The organism is Sphingobacterium sp. 2149 (assembly GCF_031455655.1).
GTDB lineage: Bacteria > Bacteroidota > Bacteroidia > Sphingobacteriales > Sphingobacteriaceae > Sphingobacterium.
Map to the genome: position 1 here is coordinate 200,132 of NZ_JAVDTD010000002.1, position 26,019 is coordinate 226,150.

Here is a 26,019-nt window from a genome sequence, read left to right on the forward strand (position 1 = left end):
CAAGCCGATTTCTACGACTTGGGATTGAACAACAATAAGGCCAAAATTAGTTTATATAGACCATTATTTTATATTTAAGCGATCTTTCAAACCTTGCCAAACTTTTGCAAAGCCCGTTTTTTTAGACCCTTTGTCGCCATAACCATAGCCATAACCGTAACCGTAACCATAACCACGCGCAAAGTCGACATCATTTACGACAGATGCAAGATTTTTCAATTTGCCATCTACATATAGTTCGCGTGGCACTTGAAGTAGGCGTTTGTCTAGATAATCTACTCGGGATACATACAACGTTAAGTCAGCATTATGGGCAATTAATAAGGTATCTGTTACCAAACTCACTGGCGCTGTATCCACCAATACATAATCATACTGCTCACGCGCATACTTGATCACATCATCAAAGTGTCCATTCATTAATAATTCTGCCGGATTTGGTGCGATATAGCCAGAATAAATCACGTCAAAATCATAGTTTCCGGGCTTTTTAATAATAATATTATCAACATCCATCTCCGGATTGATCAAAAACTGTGTAATCCCCACATTAGTATGCTGTAGGTGTGACAGGCCCAAATAATCCAATACTTTTGGGCTTCGAATATCGGCACCGATCAAAACCACTTTTTTACCAGACATGGATAGAATTTGAGCAAGGTTAGTTGTCACAAATGATTTTCCTTCTCCAGAGATCGTAGATGTTACGAAAACAACTTTAGACGCATCTTTATTTTCAGCCCCGAACATAAAGCTCATGTTGGTGCGTAAAATCCGAAATGCTTCTGCCAGCGACGAACGGTCATTTAGATGCACAATTGTATCTTCGGCCGTAGGGATTTCCCCCAAAACTGGAATTTTAACAATATCTTCAATGTCTTTACGCGAGTGAATTTTGTTGTCGAGCAAAAATTTCAGATAGAGAATTATGAATGGAATTAAAAAACCTAATACTAATGCACCGACAAGAATAAATGATTTTTTAGGTGCTACAGGTACACCATTTTCATATGCGGCATCGATTACTTTTAAATTATCTGGAGTGGCAGCGGCCCTAACTTCACTTTCTTCCCTTTTTTGTAATAAAAGCAAATATAATGATTCTACTATTTGCTGTTGTCTTGAAATCTTTTTGAAACCTTGCTCCTGATTAGGAATAGAGCTAATCCGGCCTTTTATTTCATTAGCTTTTTGTTGAATACTATTCAGGGCCAATTTGGTTACTCGCTGGTAATTTTGGAGTGATTTCCGAATATTGCTACTACTTTCTGCTATATTTTCATTTAAAGCTATAACAGTAGGGTTCTGATCAGACGCAGACTTCAATAAATCGTCACGCTCCAAGACCAACTTGTTATAAGCCTCAATAGATCCTGCAATGGAAGCATCTTGCAAACCGATGTTTGAAGGAAGCAATTTTCCCACTTCTTGGCCTTTCAGGTAATCATTCATGTGATCTACCAACTGTAACTGCGTACGATACTCTAACACCTTCTTATCGTTATCAGAAGCCGTGTTTAAAAAGACACCTGCCTCTGTCGCCATATCTACCATCGAATTCGCTGATTTAAACTCAGCAGCTTGTTCGTCGGCACCAGAAAGATCTTTGGAGATCAGCATTAAACGCTTATTGATAAAGTCGGATGTTGCTCTGGTCATCCGCATTTTATCGTTAGTCAAATCTGCATTATAAACGTCGATCAGCGTATTTATAATTAATTCTGCCTTTTTCCTGGTGGTTGATACCATGGAAAAATTGACTATATAAGATTGCATTTCTTTACTTGGTGCAATAGCGATAGCACTTAAGTTTTCATCAATAGCCCAATCCGTAGGTACGATCTTAATTACATACTCGTTTTCTGGAGAGATTGACTTTCCTCCATTTTTTCTAAAAATAAGAGTGCTTTTCCCAACTTTGATGGCTTTGTCAAAACCAGCCGCTGACTTCTTTCCAGAGATAAGATCAGTAATACTAAGATTTTCTTTCAACGTTACTTGGATATTGACTTTTGCACTGTCAGCATTTCCTTCAAGTTCAACAGTAAATGGCATGTCACGCTCCAACACTTCAGATGTTCGAATATTACCTTTTACGGCATAAATTATATTCAAATGGTGTTGATCAACCACTTTGCGCATTAATCTTCTTGAAGAAAGAACCTCAATCTGATCTGTGACAAAAGCCGCTCTCGTTCCTCCAAGACCTAGACTACTAGAAAGCTCTGCTATTCCAGCAAGCTCACCTGCAGAAGCACTTTTTTCGTCTTTCAATAGAACTTTGGCAGTTGTGCTATAACTCTTTTGAGCATAACGCAAATAAACTACAGCCAAGCCAATCATAACAACTATTGAAATGATAAACCATTTCCAATAGTACATATATTGTTCGAAGAGCTGTCTTAAATTAATATCTTCTTCTTGATTTTCTTTTGAAGGTATAGTTTTATGTTCCATGAATTTGATTAACGAGTCAATACTGAAATTACAGTAATTAGTAGTCCAGCAATAGAAATAATCACATTTGTATTACTGCCTAGCTTAGAATTATTGATTTGTGCTTTATTTGGTTCAACGTATATTACATCATTTTGAGCCAAATAATAATAGGGTGAACTTAAAGTCTTCTGTTGAGTAAGATCTAACCTATGCATAGTCTTTTGTCCATCAACTTCACGGATCAGCAAAACATTCTCTCTCACTCCGCGAATAGTTAAATCGCCAGCCATGCCTAATGCTTCTAAAACAGTGACTCTTTCAGTAGGCATTACAAATGAACCCGGCCTTGCAACTTCCCCTAAAACTGAAACTCTAAAATTATTGAAGTTTATATTTACCCCAGGGTCCTTAATATACTGCCCCAAGTCATTACGTAACTTTTCAATAGCTTCAGTCCGTGTCATACCAGCTAGGTGAACTTCTCCAAGAATGGGAAATGAAATGTTTCCATTTTCATTTACAGTATATGTTGGACGAAGAGCTAAGTCAGTCTGTTGTGTCAGATTCGTTGACATCATTGTACTTAAAGGATTAAATGGGGCAGTCACCTTTGGATCAGCTGCTGTGACTACTATCGTCAAGATGTCATTGGGTTGAATCTTTGGGACGTATTGCTCATACACGGTATTAATTTGACTCGAGTCTGGTTGAAAATACACCATACTCCTGCGTGATCCACAGGAATTCAACATCATTAGCATAAATACACAAAATGCTAATGTAAAACCATACTTAAAAAATAATCGCATGTTCTATTTTAAATTACAAAATTGATTTTTCACCCGGGACAAAAATATACATTTTCCTTTAAACAACGGAAAACAGCCAATTTTAAATAGCTATCTAACGAATGGCATCACGACATCAATATTTATGCCTAAATTCATGTTTTCATACTTTTTATTTTTTACTTTTCTAAATTTAGAGGTTAATCATTTATTGCAAATGTTATACTAAATACATGAATTTGTTTTTAAATATACGAAAGGTTTTGCAAAACTATATTAGCTCAACATAAATTCAGTATTATACAAGCATTCATTTTACAATTATCTTTATATTTGAGACTAAACTTTACTTACACCGATGGATAAACTGCTTAGAGAGATTCTGTTTCAGCTTTTACGTATTGGATTATGGCAAAAAGGAACCTTGTCTCTTAAAAAACCATTGACAAAGGAAGATTGGTCACAAATTTTATTCTATGCTAGTAAACATACCATAGAGGGGATTATTTTCGACAGTTTCAATTATTTAAATGAGGATCAGCTTCCGCCCCAAAGTTTACTATTAAAATGGACCGTTCGAATTGATCAAATCGAGCGGGAAAATGAGCGAATGAATAGTGTTTTATCTTCCCAATATAAGGAGTTTACCGCGAAAGATATCCATCCCCTATTGATGAAAGGCCAAGGCGTGGCCTATTTTTACAACAATCCAAAGCATCGGATCTGCGGAGACATCGACTGGTATTTTGAAAATAACACCTACGACAAAGCCCGTAAATTCTTAAAAGAGAAAGAAATCACTATAAATGACAAATCTGGATTCAGCTTGGATTATTTCCTAAATCATGTATCAATCGAACATCACAAAGACCTTTTTGATATTTCAAGCCCACTTAAGAGTAGGTACTTGAAAAATTTACAGGTTTCATTTCGTGACAAACAACAGATTATTTTTATAAATGAAACTCCTATTAAGATTCTCGCTCCGGAGCTCCAATTATTTCAAATTAATGCTCACATATTAAAACATTTACTTTTTTATGGCGTGGGGTTACGACAACTTTGTGATTCTGCACGCCTCTATGCGCAAACGATATCTGCTATAGACACTGATGCTTTGAAAACAATCTATAAACGATCCGGCATATTGAATTGGATACATTTGCTTCATATCCTCTTGGTAAAATATTTAGGCCTACCCCAATCATCACTGCCATTTCCATTACTTGAAGGAAAAGAGGCTGACTGGATGTTGGAAGAAATATGGCATGGCGGGAATTTTGGCTATTATGATGATCGTCATAGTAATGGAAAAGTAATTTCTGCTATATCGAGTCATCCTAATGGACTAAAGAGATTATGGAATAACCTTTTTCGCTACCTCCCCTATGCACCTCAGGAGGCATTGTTTATGCAAACTACGTATCTTTATTCCAAATGGTTTGGAATTGACAAGGATTAATAGTTCAATAAAATAAAGAAAGAGTTTTTGATCATGGTCCAAAAACTCCTTCCTCAATTAAAAACGATCTTTATTTAGAAAACACCTTTAAGATTGCTGTCTGTATGCGTTGCTTTTCCTCATCTGTCAAATTAGAACCCGACGGCAAGCATAGGCCGTTTTCAAAAAGTTTCTCGGCAACTTGTCCGCCATAATAAGGAGCATTTTCAAAAATAGGCTGAAGATGCATCGGTTTCCATAAAGGACGGGATTCTATATTATCTTCCAATAAGGCTAGGCGAAGATCTTCACGTGTTACACCGGTTTTATCAGGATCAATTAATATTGCCGATAACCAATGATTAGAATAAAATTTATCATCTGGCTCAGATAATACTTCCACTCCATCTATATTAGTAAACAAATTCAAATAGAATGCTGTCATTGCACGTCTCGCAGACACACGATCTTTCAACACTTCCATTTGCCCTCTTCCAATTCCAGCACAGATATTCGACATTCTATAATTATATCCAATATGTGAATGCTGATAATGTGGTGCGTTATCACGTGCTTGTGTAGAAAGAAATACCGCTTTATCTTTGTCCTCTTTTGTATGGCAAACTAACGCTCCACCGCCAGAAGTTGTAATGATTTTATTCCCATTAAAGCTTAAAATACCAAAACGTCCAAACGTACCACAAGAGCGATTGTCATATGATGATCCCAATGCTTCCGCTGCATCTTCGATGACAGGAATATCAAATTCCCTTGCTATTTCAATAATTTCATCCATTTTGGCAGGCATACCATATAGATGAACTACTATTATTGCTTTCGGTTTGTTTCCTAATTTAATTCGATCTTCTATCGCCTCACGCAGAGCGATTGGGCACATGTTCCAGGTATCTTCTTCAGAATCAATAAATACAGGAGTCGCCCCTTGATAGGCAATTGGATTGGCCGAAGCAGAAAAAGTCATCGACTGGCAAATGACTTCATCGCCATACCCTACCCCACACTCTATCAAAGCCAAATGTAAGGCTGCAGTTCCAGCAGAAAGTGCGGCCACTTTAACATCTTCATTTAAGAATCGTTCAAGATCTTCTTCAAATCCATTCACATTAGGTCCAAGAGGAGCAACCCAATTTTCATCAAATGCCTCGTGAATGTATTTTAATTCATTCCCCCCCATATGAGGAGAAGATAACCATATTTTATCTGACATGATATATAAAATTAATTCTTGCTATTTTTAATAATTCTGCCGGGATTCCCTACAACGGTACAACCGTCAGGAATATCTCTTATGATGACAGCTCCGGCGCCGACAGTACACCAAGAGCCTATCTTAACGCCTTGAATGACACATGCTCCTATACCAATATGTGTACCTTCTCCCACTGAAACATTCCCAGCTAAAGCGACATTGGGCGATAGATGAACATAACTTTCAATGATACAGTCGTGGTCAACAGACACATTCGTATTGATAATGCAATGTTTTCCAATTAAAGCATCCACATTAATAGTTGCACCCGCCATAATTACGGTCCCGTTTCCGATAGTCGTTCTTGGCGAAATATTCGCATTTCTATGGAAAGCTATACCATATAACTGATCTGGGTTTTCGTTAACAATTTTCTTTCGAATGTGGTTATTCCCTATGGCAATAATCAACTCCACTTCTTTCGATGGAATACTATCTACCACGTTATAATTTAATACAAGTGACTTATTCGGGTCTGAATCGATAAAACCATCGACCCCAAGTCCTTTGCTCTCCAAAATCTCAGCAATTACTTTGCCATGTCCACTTGCGCCAAATAAATACATAAAACTTAATTCTTTCCATTGAAGGGTTCTATCGTCACGTGTCCCTCGGCAGATATTCCTTCACTTTTAAATACCTTTTTGAAGGTTAAAAAGAAAACTTTTAAATCTGTTTTGAAGCTAACATGATCAACATACCATATATCTAATTCAAATTTTCTACTCCATGAAATTGCATTTCGTCCATTAATCTGGGCCCAACCCGTGATCCCCGGCCGAACTTCATGACGTCTCCGCTGTACTGCATTATATAGCGGTAGGTACTGTATCAATAATGGCCTTGGTCCGATTATCGCCATATCTCCTTTAAGTACATTGATAAGTTGAGGAATTTCGTCCAGCGAAGTTTTTCGAACGAATGCGCCAATCGGAGTTAGACGGTCAGCGTCCGGCAAAAGATTTCCATCGGCATCCTTTTTGTCATTCATTGTCTTAAACTTGATGATCTTAAAGATCTTTTCATTTAAGCCTGGTCTAGATTGGAAAAAGAAAGGTTTTCCATCGTTAGCAAAATACAAACCTATAGTTACAATCATAAAAACAGGACTCAAAATCAAGAGCGCTAGAAATGCTACAATAAAGTCAATCAATCTTTTTAAAAATAGCTTATACATATCTCATATTTTTTTTATGATTAATTGGTAGGACCGGTTGACTAGGTATTCATCTCTTAGCAATTTTTCAGCGTTAGATCCCATTTCTTTCAAATCAGCTTTTAATAAATTGCTAATTTTGGCCTGCATATCGATTTGATCACCAGCCAATACTTTGTATCCACAATTAGCCTTCTCTACAATATCGCCGATATCTGTATTTGGATCTGTAGCCACTAATACCGGCATTTTCATTTCAAGATATGATAATAATCTCGATGGAAAATTGGGAATTAAAAAATTTCTATCTAAAAAAATCAATCCGATATTACATGCAGCAAGTAATTTATCATAATCTTCTTTTGGCAATCTTTGCAGCAATTTCGCATGGTTTGGTTGACGATTATCAAACCAAGCTTTCATCGTTGGAAATTCGGTACCGTCTCCCACAATTAAAAAGAACACTTCTTCATTTTTTGTAGCCTCTATTGTTTCCAACAAGAAACCCAACCCTTGTGGCTTGCCCAAATTACCCCCATATACGAATACCTTTTTATCTATTGGTATTCCATATTTTTCTCTTATGTTCACCTTTTGTTCATCTGTATAATCCACAGTGACAGGCTCGATCGTATTTGGATTAACCTCGACTTTTTCATAAGATATTTCGGGGTTATGCTGCAATAAGAAGTTAACATTTGCGGGAGACATACATCCGATCGTATCAGATATCTGATATAATCTCTTTTCTTTCTTTAGAAACTGGCGATGTATAATACCTCCTTTTTTTAACATTCCCATATCCACTGCGTTTTGCGGAAATATGTCTTTTAACAAAAGGTAAGATTTAGCATGGTCTCGATTTTTAATGTATTCAATGACTTTTGCAAAAGTAATAGGAGGAGTAGAATAGAAAACCAAATCAAATTTTCTATCGGAAAGATATTTCTTAATTGCAGAAAGGTACTGGTATTCTATGGCAAGCGTACCAATACCTTTTTCAATTATATTTGTTTTTTGAATATTCAACGTCTTAACCTGCAGAATTTCTACCCCGTCCTTTTTTTTGAAATTAGTCGCAATATTCCGTCTTCTTTCCACAGGAGTTACTATGGTAACACTGTGCCCCTCATCACGGAATTTCCGTAACAGATCTTGATAAATCCCACGTTCTTCTATGGAGTTAATCTCTACTAGCGTTAAAAAGACAATATTCATTTTATTAGATTTCTTCTGACCAAACCGTTCTTTTAATATAATCCGTATAGGAAATGATGATTCTTACCACCTTTTCAGAAACATTAGGCATTGAATAATCGACGACCTGACGGAAATTTCGCTGGCCATCCACGTCTTGTCTTAGTACTTGAACTAAGCCTTGCAATACACGCTCTGGAGACAATCCGACCATCATAACCGAAGCTTCTTCCATAGCCTCTGGCCTTTCATGAGCCTGACGAATATTTAGCGCTCTGAAATTTAAGATTGATGATTCTTCAGAGATTGTACCGGAGTCTGAAAGAACAGCAAAAGATCGCATTTGCAATGCATTATAATCATGAAAACCCAACGGTTTTAAAAATTGTATTTCAGGCCGCATCTGAATCCCCATTTTGTCAATCATGTTACGTGTACGCGGATGAGTTGACACAATTACAGGGTAACCATATTGCTCTGCGATTGTATTCAGTGATTCCATCAATCCCTTAAAATTCTTTTCGTTATTTATATTTTCTTCACGATGCGAAGAAACAACAAAAAACTTACGATCTTCTAAACCCAATTTAGTCAATACGTCAGAAGCAGTGATTTGGGGCAAATAATGGTTAAGTACTTCGAACATAGGAGAACCAGTTTTTATGATCCGGTCTGCCGGCAGACCTTCACGCAACAAATATTCTCTTGCAATATCAGAATAGGTCAAGTTAATGTCTGCTGTATGATCTACTATTTTGCGATTAGTTTCTTCGGGCACACGCTGATCGAAACAACGATTTCCCGCTTCCATATGGAAAATAGGGATATGACGTTTTTTAGCAGGAATTGCACATAGACAAGAATTTGTATCCCCTAATACCAAAAATGCATCTGGTTTAAGCTCCTCTAATAGCGGATCTATCTTTATTAGGATATTACCGACAGTTTCAGTAGCCGTCTTCCCTGCCGCATCTAAAAAATAGTCTGGTTTGCGTAATCCGAGATCCTCAAAGAAGATTTGATTTAATTCGTAATCATAATTTTGTCCCGTATGTACAATAATGTGGTCTACAGCATCTGAAGCGTCTAACGCTGACAGCACTCTTGACAATCGGATAATCTCTGGTCGTGTCCCCACAACCGTCATTACTTTTAATTTTTTCATATACTAATTGAGCTAAAAAGCTTTTATTTTTCTACACTTCTAAAAAATAGGTATCTGGATCTGCTGGATCGTAAGGTTCATTAATCCAGAACATTGTTATCAATTCTTCCTCACCCACATTCGTTATATTATGCGTATACCAAATGGGCATATCAACATAAGAAGGCTCAGTTCCATCCAGGTAGAAATCCATTACCTCATCACTGTCCATTTTACGTAACTGAATGCGTGCCTTTCCTTGTATTACAGCAAAACGCTCTATTTTGCGCGTATGGAAATGGTTACCTCTTGTAATCCCGGGTACTGTTGTGGAGTAAGAAGATTGACCACCTATACCCATCCGAATAATTTCGACAAATGTTCCTCTTGGATCTGTATGTAACTGAAATTTGCGCGGATAAACCGCACGATGATCCATGAAAGATCTATATGTGTTGAATAAGTTTAGTTCAAAGCGATCCTTCAATGTGGGAATTTCACCTCTTTCTAGATATAAATTTCTATAACTTTCCAGAAGTTCTAATACCTCAGAAACCTTCTTTGACGAAGTTGGCTCGACAATACATAAAGGACTATGCATTCCTTTACGAATCTCTTCAATAATAAAATCGACCAACTCTTGGACATAGATCAAACCTACCTGACCGTCAGTGGCGATGCTAGGTGTTTCTCCATGTGTCAATTGATAACAGAATGTTGCTATAAATGAGTTATAAAAAGGTTTACCGAAAGAACCAAATACATTTGGAATCAATAACCCTGTCAATTTACCACCATTTCCTTCTGCCCAAGATCTTAATGCCTCGCGTCCCTCTCGTTTAGAACGTCCATAAAGATTATCGCGTTCTTCTTGTGTAGAAGATGAAATCAATACATGCGCCTTAGATCCTGTCCTTTCCAATGCTCCCACCAGTTTCTTTACCAAACCAACATTGGTTTCATAGATTACCTGTTCGCTTTCGTGTCTATTCATTGCTGCTAAATGAACAATTACATCACATTGCGCTACAAATTTGTCCAGTTCAGCATCGCTTTCGAAGAATCTTTTATCGAATTCTATTCGCTCAAATTCTGTATCAAGCAGTCCAATTGTATTATATAGATGGCGGCCTACAAATCCATTTTGGCCAGTTATCCCGATTTTCATATTTAAAACAAGTTACTTTCTATTTATAAAATAATCTAGCGGATATGTATAGTCGTCATTTTTAGCATTTTCAATACCATAATCTGCAAAAACCAATAATTCAGATTCTGGTTCCAAAGCTTGAAAGGCAGTCGCGTAACCTGACGACAAGTGCAATACCCTATTTTCTGTATTGTCAAGTATGATTTTTTCTACTGGAAGATCGGTAGATGCTTGATCCCAGTCATCTATTTGAACCACGTCAACTGAGAATTTTCCAGACAACACATAAAACCAGCGTTGTTCTATCCGGTGGGCCCTCCATCCCCTTACAAGGTCAAGATCCGTATTTTTAATAATATAGAAACGCTTTACTTGGGACATGTCAAAATCATTGACAAATCGAATGTGGCCACGGTGATCCTGAGCTATCCCGCCTTGAATAAAATCTAACATAATTAAAAACGACTTAGTATGGATATTGCATTACATCTTCACCGAACACTTCTTTACGAATCAAAGGAAGTTGTGAGACAAGATTCTTCAGTCCCTCAACACCTTGTTGTTCAGTATTGTGAGAATGGTAATCTTCAATTCTTGAAACGTCCTCTTCGCCTTCGGAAAAATACTTCGCATAATTTAGGTCTCTGTTATCCGCCGGAACGCGGTAGAAATCTCCCATGTCTTCCGCTTTCAACATTTCTTCACGTGTACAAAGCGTTTCATAAAGCTTCTCTCCATGGCGGGTACCGATAATTTTAATTGGGACCTCCTTACCTGTCAACTCAATTAAAGCTTTTGCCAAATCACCAATAGAACCAGCCGGCGCTTTATTTACGAATAAATCACCTGGGTTAGCATGTTCAAAGGCAAACAATACTAGGTCGACTGCATCTTCCAGAGACATAAAGAAACGAGACATATTTGGATCAGTTATCGTAATAGGTTCGCCCTTTTGAATCTGATTTAAGAATAAAGGTATTACAGAACCTCTAGAGGCCATAACGTTTCCGTAGCGTGTTAAACATACTACAGTATCTGTTAAATTGCGAGCTTCCGCAACAGCGACTTTTTCCATCATGGCTTTAGAGATACCCATCGCATTGATAGGGTAAGCCGCTTTGTCGGTGCTTAAACAAATCACTTTTTTTACACCATTAGAGGCTGCGGCTCGGATCACATTTTGCGTGCCCTCAACATTTGTCTTCACAGCCTGCATTGGAAAAAATTCACAGGATGGAACTTGCTTCAATGCAGCCGCATGAAAGATGTAGTCTACGCCTCTAGTAGCGGGCTCAACCGAAGTAAAATCACGTACATCGCCGATGTAATATTTGATTTTATCGTTTCTATAAAGGTTGCGCATGTCATCCTGTTTCTTCTCATCGCGAGAAAAGATACGGATTTCCTTAAAGTGATCTGTTTGCAGAAATCTGTTTAACACCGCTGTGCCAAACGAACCGGTTCCGCCCGTAATTAATAATATTTTGTTTTCTATCTTCATCTTATTTAAACTATTCTTTATTAAAGCTCCTTATTTGAACCACCTAACTGCTTTTTGTAGCAAGTTGCTATGAAATTAAAAGTCTCTTTAGCACATTTTTCCCACGAGTATTGTAACGACAATTTGCTTGAGATTTTAGCTATATTTTCTCTTTGTAATTTATCTAAAATGGCACCTCGAATACAATTATATATTGATTCCGAATCCTCGACATTAAAATACAAGCCACCATCTTTAAGAAATTCAGGCATAGGCTGTTTTTCACTACAGCAAATGGGTACGCCACTAGACATTGCTTCAATTAAGATATTTGGCATATTTTCGCAAGTAGATCCAAAAACAAATAGATCTGCTTCCTTATATTGCGCTTGAATTTGTTCAAAAGGAATTTTTCCTAGATATTTTATAATATTAGGATGTTGAGATCTAATAATATCAAATTTTTTGTATCCTCCGGCCTTTCCTCCAACAACTATAAATTCAACAGGCAAGGCGTCGTTAAGTCTTAATTTTAGAATAGCCTTTGCTATTTTGTCATGGTGTTTGTAGACATCTAGGATTGATACATATAATATCTTAAAAGGCTTAGTTATTGAATAATCTTTAATTTCTTGTTGTTCCTTAACTTCACTTCTAAAGCGGTTTGAAACCCCATGATTTATAACGTCATAATTTCTGAGACGAATAGAAGGATAGAAAGTTGAGATATAATTGTAAGCATATTCCGAAATAAAAATTGTTCCTAAGGAATTTTTCATAGAAATGGACTGAAACATCCTTAAAAAAAAGAATTTCAATCTGTAAAATGTAAAACCAAATCTATTAGCTTCCTTTGTTTCAAAAACCAACATGTTTCTACACATGGTTATATATGGCAATGGCCCGCCAAAATAGCTTCCTCCAGGGTTGAATACAATATCTATATTATAATCTCTAAACAGCCTTTTAAAATTTCTCTGTTTCCAAAGAAATCGTTTCAGAAAATTAGCATCACTATTTTCCATCGAAATGACCCCTAACCAATCTCGCTGTGGAAGCACCTTCAAAGTTGCATCTATCCCCACAACATAAATTTTATCGATATCGTTAGAATTTAACAAATCTAAACTTGTTGCTTCTAAAATTTCAATCAAATGCGAAAGGCCTCCGCCTGAAATAATGTTTGATGCGTCTATCAATACATTCATAATAATAATTAAAATAAAATTCCGACTATCAGTTTATATTATGTCTTCTGATAAACTTAAGCGTCTCTTTCCACCATGCCCTTCCACTGTCCCATTTAATGGTCTTTCTATCGTCTGAATTAAACGGAGGGCTCCAAATAACAACTCCGTCGCATATCTTATAAAGACTCTCCAGTTGATAAGCCCAATCACTACCCGACAGAAACTCACTATTCCAATATTGGGGCCACATAAAACCATAAACGGGAATACTCGGATCTAATGCTTTTAACTTGGATATTTGTTGTTCTTTAACCCAGTTCCACAGTTCCATATTTTTATTTCTTGTATAAAATGAGGGAAATGCTATGTCTTGAGTTTTGGTAAAATATGATATATGATCATTCATTCTCCCCCACTTTTCGAGATAGCTATTTTTTGATAAATTATTTGGAGTTAATTTTTCTTGATATAATAAAAGATCCCGATACGGCAACATTCCAAAATAACCAATTTTTCTTTTTGGAAGCCGCATTTTAAAATATTTCAATACCTCAATATATTTCTTCGCGTTAATCTTATACTTTTCATCTCTTAAATCCCAGCTTTCGATATCCAAACATATAGGATCATTATTTCTTGAAACTCTTGAAATAGCCCTATCCATTTTTTTAAAATTAATCACCCCTGCATCTAACAAGCTATCTTCGTAAATGATATTGATATTTTTTAGTCCAAATTTTGTCAAGTCCGGCCTTGAATGCATAATCCCATCGTAAATCACGAATTTCTTATTGATAATACTAAAATTTGATTTACTATTGTTCTTAACATTCCTAGCCTTTATTGCTCCAAATGAAATACATATTGAAATTAAAATAATTATCGATGCGAAAATAGTTCCTTTTTTTATTAGCTTGTTTCTCATAATACATGATATTATTGTTTATTGAACGATCGATAAAACAGTTGTTCTCTTTTAATATTTTCTTCCTTGTCAAATATACTGTTGTAAGGAAACCATAAATCATATTTGTGCGTATCTGAAACTAAGTCAGAAGTATCTTGGGTATAATAAAGAAGCTTTGGAATAAAAGAGATTAGAATTATAAAAAAAATCACTGCTGATCTGACTTGTCGGAATTTTTTTATTTCAAATATCAACACAATATAATTTGTTAAAAAGACAGCCATAAATGGTGTGAAATAATTTACAAAGCGAGAAAATCCTGTGAGATAGCTAACAATTGCCGCAATGGCGAAGTAAGCGACCGCTATGTCACGGAATAATGGGACTCTATACTTTGTATAATGTCGATAAATAAAAAGGGGACCAAAAAAATATAAACATACATAATATGTGAAGCCCGCGAAAGTTGGGGTAAATAATTGGTAAATTAAAAATTTCTGTTGAAGTGCGCCCCCCAATATCAAATTTGGAGCGACTCCAAATAAAGCTATTATTCCGATTACAATACATCCAATTTTTATAAAATTCGTTTTATTTAAAACTTGATTACGAAATAAAGGTAAAACAATAAGAAAGGATGCAGAGGTATGAAACATTATAGCGCAAATCACTAGTAAATAATATTTAACCCATTTTTTACTAGATAAATATGGGTATGCTAGTAAAAAGAAACTAATAGCTACAGATTCCCTCAGGATCTCCATATTAAAATAGAAATAGAAAAACAGCCAATAAATCAATATTGCAGTAAATAGAAATTTTGTATTTTTTTTAAAAAATCTAAAAATTACAAGATTTATCCAAATAGCATGTATAAGTTGTAAAATGGCAAAGTCGTTTAGAATTGTTTTGCATATTGAGTTTAAAATTATCCAAAATGGTTCATATCGAATTGTAAAAAAATGATCTATTGTTAGGTCTTTTAACGTAGGGATCTGATTTGCAAACGAATTAAAATACTCCAAGGAGTCTCCCCCAACTTTGTATCTAAATCCAGAGATACATACAAAAAAAACATATGTGATACAATACCAAAGGTTTCTACCTGCTTTATTGCTTTTCAAGTCATATGTTAAGATTAACATCAGAATTAATATTGACAGAAAAAAATATATCATCCTTTCTAAACTTTAATCAAATTTTTACTTTGCTTTATATTTTCCAAAAAATTATAGATATAAAAAGCGCTTATAATTACCAAAATTAGAAATCTGACTGTTAGACCAACAGAATAAAACATAAAAAAAATTGAAATAAAATATGCAGGAAATGCGTACAAAATAAATTGGAATACATTGAAGGAAATATAAAATAGTCGATTTGATATTACCCAACTCATGATTAATAGTACAGTATTAGTCAATATCATCGACAAAACCACACCTTGAATACCTAAATATCTTGTAAAGACTAAAAGAGAAATAACATTAATAATTACCGATACAAAGAAGCTATAAGTAATATACTGTGTTTTATTTTTAATTTTTGGACCAATATCTACAGCCTCTTTAAAAATTAAGAGACAAAAAAATAGTGATAAGCCACCGATATACTTGGAAGACTCAGAATAGGTAGGTGTAGAAAAATATTTCACTAATTCAGCCGAGAAAATCGATATCCCACACACTATAAGAAAAACTGGACATGCAATTAAAGGTAGTATACTTTTAAAAATATCTTTGGAATTTTCTTTTTTTACAGTACTGAATAAAAATGGCGGCCAAGCCATTATAAAAGCAGTATAAACAATTTGTACAGAAGAGGCAAACTTTAAAGAAAGAGAATAAATCCCTATTGCCGACAAAGAAAGAAGTGAAACCAAAAAAAACCTGTTAGCATAAGTTACAGTAAAACTTCCTATTCTGGCAGGAACCATTGGTAATGAAAAATTCAAAGAACGTTTGATAATACGCAATGAGAAACCTTTCGCTAAATAATTTTTCAAAAAAAATAAAGCGCCGATAAATGTCAACACAACGCTAGCAAATTGGCTTGACGATATCGCAATTACACTGTCTTCCATAAAGTTTAAAAAAGCATATGTACAAATAAGCAAACTAAGAGCACGAAAGAGTACATAAAAAAAGAATAGCTTTGTTTTATTTTCGAATCTTAGCATTACAAAAATTAAAACACTAAAATTTGATAAAGGAATCTTAGCTACGGACCAATTGAAGGCCTCGACATATTTATAATCTTTAAATAATAAAAAACAAAGTTCTTTAGAGAATACCATTAATAAAATTGTTATAAGAATTGATGATATTCCTACAAAAATAAATGTCGAGGAAATAAATATATTCTTTAACCTCCCTTTGAAATCAAGATAGTATCTCTGAAACGACGATTCTATCTGAAGTAGAGCTAATATGGTACCACCTTCCGCCAAAACCTGAAGTAAGTCAACAACCCCCAATTCAGCTTGAAGTAAATACTTCGAATATATGGGTATAAAAAGAAATAATAATAACTTCTCTATGGTTGTAGCAAGTCCAAATGAAAAGAAATTTTTAAGAAGATCTTTCATACTAGCACATTATTTGAATCTTTTTAACCATTCTGTTACATCATAATATCTTACAATTTCAGTATCTACAGGCACAAAAGGTGTTTGAATAAATGTCTTCAAATTATCGAGACTATCTTTGCCTATTATAAATATATTATGTTCATTATAAAATGGTTGCTCAACAATGGTATGATCATTTGTTATCAATTTTTTACTAAAAAAAAGTGATTCCATTGCTCTTAAAGTTAAACCGCTTTGCCTTTCCTGTAATAAATCTAAAATAACACTTGATTCAGCAATATGACCTAAATAATCATTATATTCTATAGGTTTATTTCCCGAATGATCACCTAATAAATTTCTGTTACCAACAATATAAATCAAACTACTAATACCCATTTTTTTGAATAAAGCCTCTAAATCTTCCAATTGGCTCTTCCTTCCTTTATCCATACCCACAAATAACACATCATATTTCTTTGATCTATTAGGCAAAATGATGTTATCGAAATATAGTGTTGTATTGAATTTCATATTAAACACTTTACAATCGACAGGATCAAAAGAGTATGGCTTAAAATTTTCGGGCAAATTGTTAGGTGTACCCTTGGAATATATCTTTGTCGGATTCCAATACCAAAAAATCACAGAAGCCCCAGATTTTCTAATGCATGACCATAAATCTTGTTCATCATTTGCAAACAAGATAACCCGGGAAATATTCTCTTTTTTCAACTCTTTATACCACTCTCCATACCAATGGGTGCGATTTAGTCCAAAATAGCCAAATAATTTTCTAAATGCACGAGAAACAAATCCAGTATCTTTATAGATCATGTATGTCCTTATCCCTTTTGAATTAAAGAAAGGCAAGAAATATCTTACTGAATTATATATTACTATGGTTTTATTATTATCCATGCCTTAGCTTTTATAATATCTTATATAAGTAATCCCCATAACCCGATTTCTTCAATGGTTCGGCGATCTTCCTCAATTGATCAGCATCGATATATCCCATACGGTATGCAACCTCCTCAATAGCGCCAATTTTCATACCTTGTCGCTCTTCAATAACTTGAACAAATTGCCCTGCCTGCATGAGCGATTGTATTGTACCTGTATCTAACCATGCTGTTCCTCGATCAAAAACTCCAACCTTCAACTTCCCGCGTTTCAAATATTCCTTATTCACGTCGGTAATTTCAAGTTCTCCTCTTGGTGATGGTTCAATATTTTTCGCAATCTCTACAACGTCATTATCATAAAAATAGACACCAGGAACAGCATAACTTGATTTAGGTTCTTTTGGCTTCTCCTCAATAGAAACCACATTCTTATTCTGATCAAATTCGACTACACCATATCGCTCCGGATCGTGCACCGGGTACGCAAATACTACGCCTCCCTCAGGGTTTGCACAAGATTGTAACAACTTGGACATGCCAGATCCATAAAATATATTATCCCCTAAGATCAGTGCAACTTTATCCTTCCCAATAAACTCTTCACCCAAAATAAAAGCTTGCGCTAAGCCATCTGGACTCGGTTGCTCCTTGTATGAAAACTTACAACCAATTTGAGACCCATCGCCAAGTAACTTTTGAAAATTTGGCAAATCTTGCGGAGTAGAAATAATAAGGATTTCATTTATTCCTGCAAGCATAAGAGTAGACAATGGATAATAAATCATTGGTTTATCATACACCGGCATTAATTGCTTCGAAACAGCCAATGTCAATGGGTGTAGTCTGGTACCTGATCCCCCTGCTAGAATTATTCCTTTCATGTTTCTTTATGCTTGTTGTAATTTATATTTTCGCTAACATATTGGATAGGCTCTGCTTCCATTCGGGCACAGCGACTCCAAAAGTTTGTTTAATTTTTGTTTTATCCAGTAATGAGTAACTAGGACGCTTTGCAGCAGTAGGATACTCCGCCGTCGTAATTGGTCTAATATCACACGCCAAATTCTTCAATTCTTTGATAGCAACGGCAAAATCATACCAGGAGATTTCTCCTTCGTTAGAAAAATGGTATATACCTTTAGCCCACTTTTCACTATGTGCAATCTCCAAAATAACCTGTGCTAAATCATGCGCATAAGTCGGCGATCCTACTTGGTCTCCAATAACAGAAATTTCTTCCCGATCGGTCATTAATCGGATCATTGTCTTTACAAAATTTGCCCCATAGCTCGAGTAAACCCAAGCGGTACGAATGATAATAGCATCAGCACCAGAAGTGATTATAGCTTCCTCACCTTTTTGTTTACTTAAACCATATACATTGATCGGGTTTGTTGGCTCATCTTCTTTCAAAGCTGTGCTACTAGTCCCTTGAAATACATAATCTGTAGAGATATGAATAAGCTTCCTATTATTTTGCTTGGCCCATTTCGCCATTGTTGCTACAGCCTGGTGATTAATAACATCCACCAACTCGGCCTCCGACTCTGCTTTATCTACCGCTGTATACGCTCCGCCACTTATGATTAAATCTGGATCAATAGCTTCGATAACACTCAAAACTTGTGTCAAATTATCCAAAGGCATTTCCTCGCGATCTACGAAAATAAAAGTGTCATTTGTATAGTTGACACAAAGCTCTTTAATTTCCGATCCTAATTGACCAGATGCACCTGTAACAAGTATTTTCATATTTTATATTTTAGCACCAAATATCTCTTGGAAACTTGGAGCATCCTTGTCCTTATCTGAAAGGATCAATTCTTCCTCCGACAGTTGCCAATTAACGCCAACAGTTGAATCTAGAGGGTGAATCCCACACTCAGAGTCTTTGTTATAGAAGTTATCACATTTATAAAAAAACGTAGCCGTATCACTCAGAACAACAAATCCATGTAAAAAACCTCGAGGAACAAAAAGCTGAAGATTATTTTCTTCCGAAAGCTCTACAGCAATATACTCACCAAATGTAGGTGAATTCGGACGGACGTCAACCGCAACATCCAATACCTTACCGCTAAGTACGCGAACCAATTTTGCTTGTGCATGTTCTCCACTTTGCGCATGAAGCCCTCTTAAAACACCTTTAGAAGAAAAGGACTGATTGTCTTGCACAAATGTTGTCTCCGTACCAGTAAGCGAACGAAAGGTTTTATCATTAAAACTCTCGAAAAAATACCCTCGACTATCGCCATACTTTATTGGCTCCAAGATAAAACATCCTTTCAATTTTGTTTCTGTAGCCTTCATATTAACCTTGGTATTGTTGTTGGTAATAATGTTGATATTCTCCCGAAGTGACTTGATCTAACCATTCCTGATTATTTAGGTACCAATCAATGGTTTTGGAAAGCCCCTCCTCAAACGTAACGGATGGGTGGTAACCCAACTCTCGATTGATCTTCGATGCATCAATAGCATAGCGCAAATCATGCCCCGGACGATCTTTAACAAAAGTAATCAGTTGCGCAGCAGTACCCTGTGCTCTTCCAAGCTTTTCATCCACTTGCTTACACAGTTCTTGCACCAAATCAATATTCTTCCATTCATTGAAGCCACCAACATTATAAGAGTCTCCATTCTTGCCATTGTGAAATACCAAATCGATCGCTCGGGCATGGTCTATCACAAATAACCAATCTCTGGTAAATTTCCCATCACCATATATCGGTAAGGGTTTATTATTTAAAATATTGTGAATACACAGCGGAATTAGCTTTTCAGGAAAATGGTTTGGCCCATAGTTATTTGAACAATTCGTTAAAACGATAGGTAAGCCGTATGTATCGTGGTATGCACGTACAAAATGGTCTGAAGAAGCCTTAGAAGCGGAATAAGGTGAATGTGGATCGTAAGAGGTTTCTTCGGTAAATAGTCCTGTTTCCCCCAATGTACCATAAACTTCATCTGTAGACACATGATGGAACCGCTTACCTTCGAAGTTACCTTTCCAAATAGCTCGCGCTGCATTTAATAGATTGACGGTTCCAATGACATTGGTCATTACAAATGCTAACGGATCGGTAATCGACCGATCTACATGTGATTCAGCGGCTAAATGAATGACGCCATCAGGTTGGTACTCTTTAAATGTAGCTAAAACTTTCTCTGCATCGGTGATATCAACTTTTACAAAAGTATAATTGGGTAGTTGGTCAATATCCTTTAAATTAGCTAAATTACCCGCATACGTTAATGCATCAAGATTAATAATATGGTAATCAGGATATTTAAGTACAAATTCCCTGACAACATGTGAACCTATAAACCCGGCTCCGCCTGTAATTATAATTGTTTTTTTCATCTGCACAAGCTTATAAACGGGAATCAGCCAATTCTGAAACTACTCCTTTTACATCATATATAATGGAGTTTTCCTTTTTTAATTTTTCAAAATCAATATTCAGAAACTCATTGTGCGCTACTCCTAATACAACGGCATCAAATCTTTTATTTGGCAACTCACTAACGCTTTCAATACCGTATTCGTGATGTACTTCAGCAGGGTTTGCCCAATGATCATAAGTCGTTACTTTAATTCCATAATCTTCTAGCGCACGGATTACATCTACTATCTTCGTATTGCGAACATCAGGACAATTCTCTTTAAATGTTACACCCAGCATTAATACTTCGGCACCATTTACATTAATTCCCTTTTTGATCATTGTTTTAACAACCTGAGAAGCTACATATTCGCCCATCGAGTCATTCAAACGACGGCCAGCCAAAATAATTTCTGGATGGTAGCCATGCTCCTGTGCCTTTTGCGCCAAATAATAAGGATCTACACCAATACAGTGTCCACCAACCAATCCTGGTTTAAATGGTAAAAAGTTCCATTTGGTACCTGCTGCTTCCAATACGGCATGGGTATCAATATTCAAAATATTAAAGATTTTTGCCAATTCATTCACAAAAGCGATATTAATGTCACGTTGTGAATTCTCAATCACCTTAGCGGCCTCGGCAACCTTAATACAAGGCGCTAAGTGTGTACCTGCCGTAATCACCTCTTTATAAACGGCGTCTACTTCAGCCCCGATTTCAGGAGTCGAACCCGATGTCACTTTTAATATTTTCTCAACAGTGTGTTGTTTATCGCCCGGATTGATGCGCTCTGGGGAATAACCTGCAAAGAAATCTTCATTGAATTTTAAGCCGGAAATCTTTTCTAAAACTGGAATACACTCTTCTTCTGTAACACCGGGGTAAACAGTAGATTCGTATACGACAATATCACCTTTCTTCAATACTTTACCGACTGTTTCTGACGCTTTATATAATGGTGTCAAGTCCGGACGGTTATTTTTATCAACCGGTGTAGGGACAGTAACCACATAGAAATTTGCGTCTGCTATATCAGCTAACTGATTGGAACAGTATAAACCAGTTGTATTGGTTGAAAAAGGGTTTTCACTCACCAATGCAGCTTGAAGTATATCATCTTCCACCTCCAATGTTAAATCTTTACCCGAACGCAATTCATTAATACGTTTTTGGTTGATATCAAATCCTAATACTGGAAATTTTGTTGCAAACAGTCTCGCTAAGGGTAAGCCTACATAGCCTAATCCAATGACAGCAATTTTTTTCATTTATATTTTGAGTTTATAATGATTAAATCTTTATTTTAAATTATCCCAATACCACCTTACTGCCTCTTTAAGACCTTCACGGATTACGTGTGTAGGCTCGTAGCCTAATAATTGACGGGCTTTGTCAATCGACGCCAACGAATGTGGAATATCACCCTGTCTATTCGGTCCATGCACAATTTCTACATTTGCAATTGCGGCATCGTACTCAGTCAAAAATTCTTTTAGATAGCCAACCAATTGATTTAAGGTGGTACGGTCGCCAACAGCGGTATTATACACCGTATTAATGGCGTCTGGATTGCATGTAGTCATTGCACGCTCGTTCATCTGGATCACATTATCGACATAGGTAAAGTCACGCGAATAATCACCAGCACCGTTTATAACAGGGCTCTCGTGATTCATAAATTTCTTAACAAATAATGGAATCACTGCAGCATAGGCACCATTTGGGTCTTGACGTCGGCCAAATACATTAAAGTAGCGCAAACCAATCGTCTCCAAACCGTAGGTCTTCGAAAAAATATCCGCATATAATTCATTGACGTATTTGGTAATGGCATAGGGTGACAATGGTTTACCAATTACATCTTCCACTTTCGGAAGACTTGCAGAATCGCCATACGTGGATGAAGAAGCGGCATAGATAAAACGCTTTACCCCGGCATCGCGCGCTGCAACCAACATATTTAAGAACCCCGTCACGTTTACCTCATTGGAAGTTTGAGGATCTTTAATCGAACGTGGAACTGACCCTAAAGCAGCTTGGTGCAATACATAGTCAACCCCTTCGACAGCCCTCTGGCAATCTTCATTATTCCGAATATCACCTTCAATTAAGGTGAAATTTGGATTGCTGTCATGCTGTGCGATATTGTGGCGATGGCCTGTAGCAAAATTATCCAATACGACCACTTGATGGTTTTTACCTAAAAAATGCTCTACGAGATTTGAACCTATAAAACCGGCCCCACCGGTGATTAATATTTTACTCATCTTTTGAAGTAATTATATGGTAGAATGATTTGTATATAAAATAATATAACGTTGTTCTTCAATAGTCTTCTGAAAAGAAAGATTGACCTGCTTTCCCAATTTTTTTCCAACCTTGTCCGCTAACAGCAATAAATATGCCTGATTTAGATTTTCCCCTAAAATTAACACATCTATTTTACCCGAATCTATGCCCTCCGCATAGTCGCCAATTAGACTAACTTCCTGTATATCGCCCGCTTGATGTAGGATATTATCTACAATGTCATCAATCCCCAAATAGGTATGAATTAATTTTTGAAGGGGGCCAAATAAAGAGTGTTTTGTATTGGCACGGTATAGTATTTTATTTTTAGCTGTAGTCTTTTCTAAATAGCCCGCTTCGGACAGTTGGTTCAGTTCTTTTCGTATGGCATTGGTCGATTCTTGAAATTCGTCAGCCAGCCCCCGTAAATGGGATTGATTGCTAGCGGAGACAAAAAACTTAATCAGTAATTTCAATCGCGTCTTCGATGTAATTAACGTATCTAGCATGGTATAGTTCAGATTGAGTAACAAAAGTACTCAATCTGCTTTTATTTATCAAATTAAATTAGTGTTAAACAATCATCAATTCACTAACTACCAATCGCGTAATAGTCAAAACCTAAGTTTTTCAACTGCTCGCTATCCAATAACTTCCGCCCATCAAACACAAACGAAGGCTTTTTCATCATCTGTTTAATCGCCTCCCAGTCATAACTTTTAAATTCGTCCCACTCCGTCAATACAGCCACAGCATGCGCATCCTGCAACGCCTCATAAGGGTCGTTGACGACGGCTACTAAGCGACGATTTTCTTCTGGCGATCGCGTTTTTAAATAATCCAGGTCTTTATAAATCTGCTCTGCAGTTACTTTCGGATCATAAACCACAAGCTGCGCTTCCTCGTCCAGCAAGTGATCGGCTACGTATATTGCGGCAGACTCGCGTGTATCGTTGGTATCTTTTTTAAATGCCCAGCCCAACAAGGCAATCTTCTTCCCATTGACCGTATTGTACATGGTCTGAATGATCTTTTCAGCAAAGCGCAGCTTCTGATGGTCGTTTAAAATAATCACCTGCTCCCAGTAATCGGCAACAGCCGTTAAATTATAGCTCCGCGCGATGTAAACCAGATTGAGAATATCCTTTTGAAAACAGGATCCTCCAAAACCCACCGATGCTTTTAGAAACTTAGGGCCAATACGGCTATCGTGTCCAATGGCGCGCGATACTTCATCGACATTGGCACCTGTCACTTCACACAGCTCTGATATGGCATTAATCGAAGAAACCCGTTGCGCGAGAAAAGCATTGGCCACCAATTTGGATAATTCAGAAGACCATAGATTTGTGGTGAGTATCCGCTCTTGCGGCACCCACGATTGATAAATCTGCACGAGCGCCTGAATAGCATCCTCATTCTCCCCACCGATCAATACGCGATCGGGATGGTGTAGATCTGCTACGGCTGTTCCCTCTGCCAAAAACTCCGGATTGGATAGAATATCAAAATTCACCCCATTCCCGGTATCATTCAAAATACTCTTTAATGCAGCAGCCGTACGGACAGGAAGGGTCGATTTTTCGACAACGATCTTATCCCCTTTGGCCACTTGGGCAATCTGCCTCGCACACAATTCGATATATTTTAAATCTGCTGCCTGCCCCTTCCCTTTACCATAGTTTTTCGTCGGGGTATTGACGGATATAAAAATCATATCCGCTTCGTCGATCGCCTTTTCAACATCGGTCGAAAAAAACAGATTCCTTCCGCGTGCTTCTGCCACCACCGCATCAAGTCCAGGCTCATATATCGGAAGCTGCGCAAAATCTTCGCTATTCCACGCATCGATACGTTGTTGATTCAAGTCAACAACGGTAACCTGAATACTTGGATTTTTCTGTGCAATCACAGACATCGTTGGCCCGCCGACGTACCCTGCTCCAATGCAAGCTATTTTTTTTATTTCTTTCATATAATCAGCTCAAATTATTACTTATCAATTTTTCTTTTAACTTCCCTTAGCTTTATACCGTTAAAGATAGGAATATGCGCCGAATTAGCTGTTAAAAAGAAATTTCAGTACATGAGCATGGTGTATATCCACGTGGAACATTCCCATTAAAATGAAGAAACCCCGGCAAGCAGGGTCCCTTCGGGTTAAATAGGTATGTAATATGGAATAAAAACACGTAAATTATTTATTTATTAAATCGTCCGACTTTTCGGAATGAATATGATATACCCCCATCATGGGAAGAACCGTACTAAATGCTTTCTTCTCCCCATTTTGGTAGTTAATTACCGCTTGTATTCTGACTTTATAATGTGTCAGATCAACTTCTTTCCCTCTATCTGTTCCGATCCGAAACCGTACCGAAACTTCATAAGAAGTATTTTCATTCTCCTTAAAAGGTAGCACCAAGATCTGCTGCAGCTTGATCTCTACTTTGGCATCTGTCGATCGGACGTCTTTCACCACAATATTGCTAACGTCGTCCCGAAATCGTTCTCCACGAAACACCAGCGCCCCGTGGGTCGCCCGCAAACTGCCGCTGTATTGCCCAGGATGTTCCTGGAAACGGTAGTAAACATTCATCGAGACATCTGTAGGTCTTTTCCTTCTAGAAGAAAATAACCGAAATAGCGCGTACATAAAAGCAACTAACAGGAATATATATAAATACATCATAGTCAACTC

25 protein-coding genes are annotated in these 26,019 nt (G+C 36.7%); 1 reads left to right on the forward strand and 24 read right to left on the reverse strand.

Translation table 11 applies throughout. From position 1 onward, the window contains the following. Positions 1-63 precede the first annotated feature (63 nt). Both J2X77_RS03125 and J2X77_RS03130 read right to left on the reverse strand, forming a co-directional pair. Entirely contained in the window at positions 64-2,457 is a 2,394-nt protein-coding gene (locus J2X77_RS03125) for a polysaccharide biosynthesis tyrosine autokinase (protein WP_310078963.1), read from the reverse strand. A gap of 8 nt (positions 2,458-2,465) precedes the next feature. Beyond that, positions 2,466-3,248 (reverse strand): polysaccharide biosynthesis/export family protein, encoded by a 783-nt coding sequence (locus tag J2X77_RS03130; RefSeq protein ID WP_310078965.1) that lies wholly within the window; start codon positions 3,246-3,248, stop codon positions 2,466-2,468. Between the two features lie 337 nt (positions 3,249-3,585). Between J2X77_RS03130 and J2X77_RS03135 the strand changes: the two genes are divergently transcribed. Further along, complete coding sequence (locus J2X77_RS03135) at positions 3,586-4,689, forward strand: nucleotidyltransferase family protein (protein WP_310078967.1); 1,104 nt, start codon at positions 3,586-3,588, stop codon at positions 4,687-4,689. Positions 4,690-4,759: 70 nt separating this feature from the next. On the opposite strand, the gene J2X77_RS03140 is transcribed toward J2X77_RS03135, so the two are convergent. The 22 genes from J2X77_RS03140 to J2X77_RS03245 all read right to left on the reverse strand — a co-directional run bounded on the left by J2X77_RS03140 (position 4,760) and on the right by J2X77_RS03245 (position 26,010). After that, the gene (locus J2X77_RS03140; RefSeq protein WP_293879902.1) at positions 4,760-5,896 is read right to left on the reverse strand and encodes a DegT/DnrJ/EryC1/StrS aminotransferase family protein; all 1,137 of its coding nucleotides are present in this window, start codon (positions 5,894-5,896) and stop codon (positions 4,760-4,762) included. 11 nt (positions 5,897-5,907) lie between these two features. Then, entirely contained in the window at positions 5,908-6,504 is a 597-nt protein-coding gene (locus J2X77_RS03145) for an acetyltransferase (RefSeq protein WP_293879904.1), read from the reverse strand. A gap of 5 nt (positions 6,505-6,509) precedes the next feature. Next, positions 6,510-7,115, reverse strand: coding sequence for a sugar transferase (locus J2X77_RS03150; RefSeq protein ID WP_310078970.1), 606 nt, complete (start codon positions 7,113-7,115; stop codon positions 6,510-6,512). 3 nt (positions 7,116-7,118) lie between these two features. After that, positions 7,119-8,312 (reverse strand): glycosyltransferase family 4 protein, encoded by a 1,194-nt coding sequence (locus tag J2X77_RS03155; protein ID WP_310078972.1) that lies wholly within the window; start codon positions 8,310-8,312, stop codon positions 7,119-7,121. A 4-nt stretch (positions 8,313-8,316) separates the two neighbouring features. Then, the gene (gene wecB / locus J2X77_RS03160) at positions 8,317-9,456 is read right to left on the reverse strand and encodes a non-hydrolyzing UDP-N-acetylglucosamine 2-epimerase (RefSeq protein ID WP_310078974.1); all 1,140 of its coding nucleotides are present in this window, start codon (positions 9,454-9,456) and stop codon (positions 8,317-8,319) included. Positions 9,457-9,487: 31 nt separating this feature from the next. After that, the gene (locus tag J2X77_RS03165) at positions 9,488-10,603 is read right to left on the reverse strand and encodes an NAD-dependent epimerase/dehydratase family protein (protein WP_310078976.1); all 1,116 of its coding nucleotides are present in this window, start codon (positions 10,601-10,603) and stop codon (positions 9,488-9,490) included. Between the two features lie 12 nt (positions 10,604-10,615). Continuing rightward, a complete protein-coding gene (locus J2X77_RS03170) occupies positions 10,616-11,038 on the reverse strand; it encodes a WxcM-like domain-containing protein (protein ID WP_310078978.1) in 423 nt (140 codons plus the stop codon). Between the two features lie 13 nt (positions 11,039-11,051). Then, positions 11,052-12,086 carry a polysaccharide biosynthesis protein gene (locus J2X77_RS03175; protein WP_310078980.1) on the reverse strand — a complete coding sequence of 345 codons (1,035 nt, stop codon included), beginning with the start codon at positions 12,084-12,086 and terminating at the stop codon, positions 11,052-11,054. Positions 12,087-12,106: 20 nt separating this feature from the next. Continuing rightward, positions 12,107-13,273: a glycosyltransferase gene (locus J2X77_RS03180; protein WP_310078982.1), complete on the reverse strand. Its 1,167-nt coding sequence runs from the start codon at positions 13,271-13,273 to the stop codon at positions 12,107-12,109. A gap of 28 nt (positions 13,274-13,301) precedes the next feature. Continuing rightward, positions 13,302-14,180 carry a hypothetical protein gene (locus J2X77_RS03185; protein WP_310078985.1) on the reverse strand — a complete coding sequence of 293 codons (879 nt, stop codon included), beginning with the start codon at positions 14,178-14,180 and terminating at the stop codon, positions 13,302-13,304. A gap of 11 nt (positions 14,181-14,191) precedes the next feature. Beyond that, positions 14,192-15,286, reverse strand: a complete 1,095-nt coding sequence (locus J2X77_RS03190) for an EpsG family protein (RefSeq protein WP_310078988.1) — start codon at positions 15,284-15,286, stop codon at positions 14,192-14,194. 59 nt (positions 15,287-15,345) lie between these two features. Beyond that, a complete protein-coding gene (locus J2X77_RS03195) occupies positions 15,346-16,749 on the reverse strand; it encodes a lipopolysaccharide biosynthesis protein (protein ID WP_310078990.1) in 1,404 nt (467 codons plus the stop codon). 9 nt (positions 16,750-16,758) lie between these two features. Then, positions 16,759-17,652 carry a hypothetical protein gene (locus J2X77_RS03200; RefSeq protein ID WP_310078992.1) on the reverse strand — a complete coding sequence of 298 codons (894 nt, stop codon included), beginning with the start codon at positions 17,650-17,652 and terminating at the stop codon, positions 16,759-16,761. Positions 17,653-17,662: 10 nt separating this feature from the next. Next, on the reverse strand, positions 17,663-18,520 hold the full coding sequence (gene rfbA / locus J2X77_RS03205) for a glucose-1-phosphate thymidylyltransferase RfbA (RefSeq protein ID WP_310078994.1): 858 nt from the start codon (positions 18,518-18,520) through the stop codon (positions 17,663-17,665). A gap of 22 nt (positions 18,521-18,542) precedes the next feature. Further along, positions 18,543-19,391: a dTDP-4-dehydrorhamnose reductase gene (gene rfbD / locus J2X77_RS03210; RefSeq protein WP_310078997.1), complete on the reverse strand. Its 849-nt coding sequence runs from the start codon at positions 19,389-19,391 to the stop codon at positions 18,543-18,545. 3 nt (positions 19,392-19,394) lie between these two features. Continuing rightward, positions 19,395-19,949: a dTDP-4-dehydrorhamnose 3,5-epimerase gene (rfbC, locus tag J2X77_RS03215; protein ID WP_310078999.1), complete on the reverse strand. Its 555-nt coding sequence runs from the start codon at positions 19,947-19,949 to the stop codon at positions 19,395-19,397. Position 19,950: 1 nt separating this feature from the next. Continuing rightward, complete coding sequence (gene rfbB / locus J2X77_RS03220; RefSeq protein WP_310079001.1) at positions 19,951-21,003, reverse strand: dTDP-glucose 4,6-dehydratase; 1,053 nt, start codon at positions 21,001-21,003, stop codon at positions 19,951-19,953. Positions 21,004-21,013: 10 nt separating this feature from the next. After that, the gene (locus J2X77_RS03225; protein ID WP_310079003.1) at positions 21,014-22,297 is read right to left on the reverse strand and encodes a nucleotide sugar dehydrogenase; all 1,284 of its coding nucleotides are present in this window, start codon (positions 22,295-22,297) and stop codon (positions 21,014-21,016) included. 30 nt (positions 22,298-22,327) lie between these two features. Continuing rightward, a complete protein-coding gene (locus tag J2X77_RS03230) occupies positions 22,328-23,296 on the reverse strand; it encodes an SDR family oxidoreductase (protein WP_310079004.1) in 969 nt (322 codons plus the stop codon). Positions 23,297-23,308: 12 nt separating this feature from the next. Then, on the reverse strand, positions 23,309-23,827 hold the full coding sequence (locus J2X77_RS03235) for an ArsR family transcriptional regulator (protein WP_310079006.1): 519 nt from the start codon (positions 23,825-23,827) through the stop codon (positions 23,309-23,311). 83 nt (positions 23,828-23,910) lie between these two features. Then, a complete protein-coding gene (locus tag J2X77_RS03240) occupies positions 23,911-25,293 on the reverse strand; it encodes a nucleotide sugar dehydrogenase (protein WP_310079008.1) in 1,383 nt (460 codons plus the stop codon). A gap of 222 nt (positions 25,294-25,515) precedes the next feature. Then, the gene (locus J2X77_RS03245; protein WP_310079009.1) at positions 25,516-26,010 is read right to left on the reverse strand and encodes a hypothetical protein; all 495 of its coding nucleotides are present in this window, start codon (positions 26,008-26,010) and stop codon (positions 25,516-25,518) included. Positions 26,011-26,019: the final 9 nt, after the last annotated feature.

Excerpts from the sequence above, each read along its gene's own strand:
- J2X77_RS03130 (WP_310078965.1), bottom strand. The coding sequence starts at position 3,248 with ATGCGATTATTTTTTAAGTATGGTTTTACATTAGCATTTTGTGTATTT.
- J2X77_RS03230 (WP_310079004.1), bottom strand. The coding sequence starts at position 23,296 with ATGAGTAAAATATTAATCACCGGTGGGGCCGGTTTTATAGGTTCAAAT.
- J2X77_RS03165 (WP_310078976.1), bottom strand. The coding sequence starts at position 10,603 with ATGAAAATCGGGATAACTGGCCAAAATGGATTTGTAGGCCGCCATCTA.
- J2X77_RS03240 (WP_310079008.1), bottom strand. The coding sequence starts at position 25,293 with ATGAAAGAAATAAAAAAAATAGCTTGCATTGGAGCAGGGTACGTCGGC.
- rfbC (WP_310078999.1), bottom strand. The coding sequence starts at position 19,949 with ATGAAGGCTACAGAAACAAAATTGAAAGGATGTTTTATCTTGGAGCCA.
- J2X77_RS03155 (WP_310078972.1), bottom strand. The coding sequence starts at position 8,312 with ATGAATATTGTCTTTTTAACGCTAGTAGAGATTAACTCCATAGAAGAA.
- J2X77_RS03245 (WP_310079009.1), bottom strand. The coding sequence starts at position 26,010 with ATGATGTATTTATATATATTCCTGTTAGTTGCTTTTATGTACGCGCTA.
- J2X77_RS03235 (WP_310079006.1), bottom strand. The coding sequence starts at position 23,827 with ATGCTAGATACGTTAATTACATCGAAGACGCGATTGAAATTACTGATT.
- J2X77_RS03135 (WP_310078967.1), top strand. The coding sequence starts at position 3,586 with ATGGATAAACTGCTTAGAGAGATTCTGTTTCAGCTTTTACGTATTGGA.
- J2X77_RS03180 (WP_310078982.1), bottom strand. The coding sequence starts at position 13,273 with ATGAATGTATTGATAGACGCATCAAACATTATTTCAGGCGGAGGCCTT.
- J2X77_RS03225 (WP_310079003.1), bottom strand. The coding sequence starts at position 22,297 with ATGAAAAAAATTGCTGTCATTGGATTAGGCTATGTAGGCTTACCCTTA.
- J2X77_RS03185 (WP_310078985.1), bottom strand. The coding sequence starts at position 14,180 with ATGAGAAACAAGCTAATAAAAAAAGGAACTATTTTCGCATCGATAATT.
- J2X77_RS03145 (WP_293879904.1), bottom strand. The coding sequence starts at position 6,504 with ATGTATTTATTTGGCGCAAGTGGACATGGCAAAGTAATTGCTGAGATT.
- J2X77_RS03200 (WP_310078992.1), bottom strand. The coding sequence starts at position 17,652 with ATGGATAATAATAAAACCATAGTAATATATAATTCAGTAAGATATTTC.
- J2X77_RS03140 (WP_293879902.1), bottom strand. The coding sequence starts at position 5,896 with ATGTCAGATAAAATATGGTTATCTTCTCCTCATATGGGGGGGAATGAA.
- J2X77_RS03170 (WP_310078978.1), bottom strand. The coding sequence starts at position 11,038 with ATGTTAGATTTTATTCAAGGCGGGATAGCTCAGGATCACCGTGGCCAC.
- rfbD (WP_310078997.1), bottom strand. The coding sequence starts at position 19,391 with ATGAAAATACTTGTTACAGGTGCATCTGGTCAATTAGGATCGGAAATT.
- wecB (WP_310078974.1), bottom strand. The coding sequence starts at position 9,456 with ATGAAAAAATTAAAAGTAATGACGGTTGTGGGGACACGACCAGAGATT.
- J2X77_RS03175 (WP_310078980.1), bottom strand. The coding sequence starts at position 12,086 with ATGAAGATAGAAAACAAAATATTATTAATTACGGGCGGAACCGGTTCG.
- J2X77_RS03125 (WP_310078963.1), bottom strand. The coding sequence starts at position 2,457 with ATGGAACATAAAACTATACCTTCAAAAGAAAATCAAGAAGAAGATATT.
- J2X77_RS03195 (WP_310078990.1), bottom strand. The coding sequence starts at position 16,749 with ATGAAAGATCTTCTTAAAAATTTCTTTTCATTTGGACTTGCTACAACC.
- rfbB (WP_310079001.1), bottom strand. The coding sequence starts at position 21,003 with ATGAAAAAAACAATTATAATTACAGGCGGAGCCGGGTTTATAGGTTCA.
- J2X77_RS03150 (WP_310078970.1), bottom strand. The coding sequence starts at position 7,115 with ATGTATAAGCTATTTTTAAAAAGATTGATTGACTTTATTGTAGCATTT.
- rfbA (WP_310078994.1), bottom strand. The coding sequence starts at position 18,520 with ATGAAAGGAATAATTCTAGCAGGGGGATCAGGTACCAGACTACACCCA.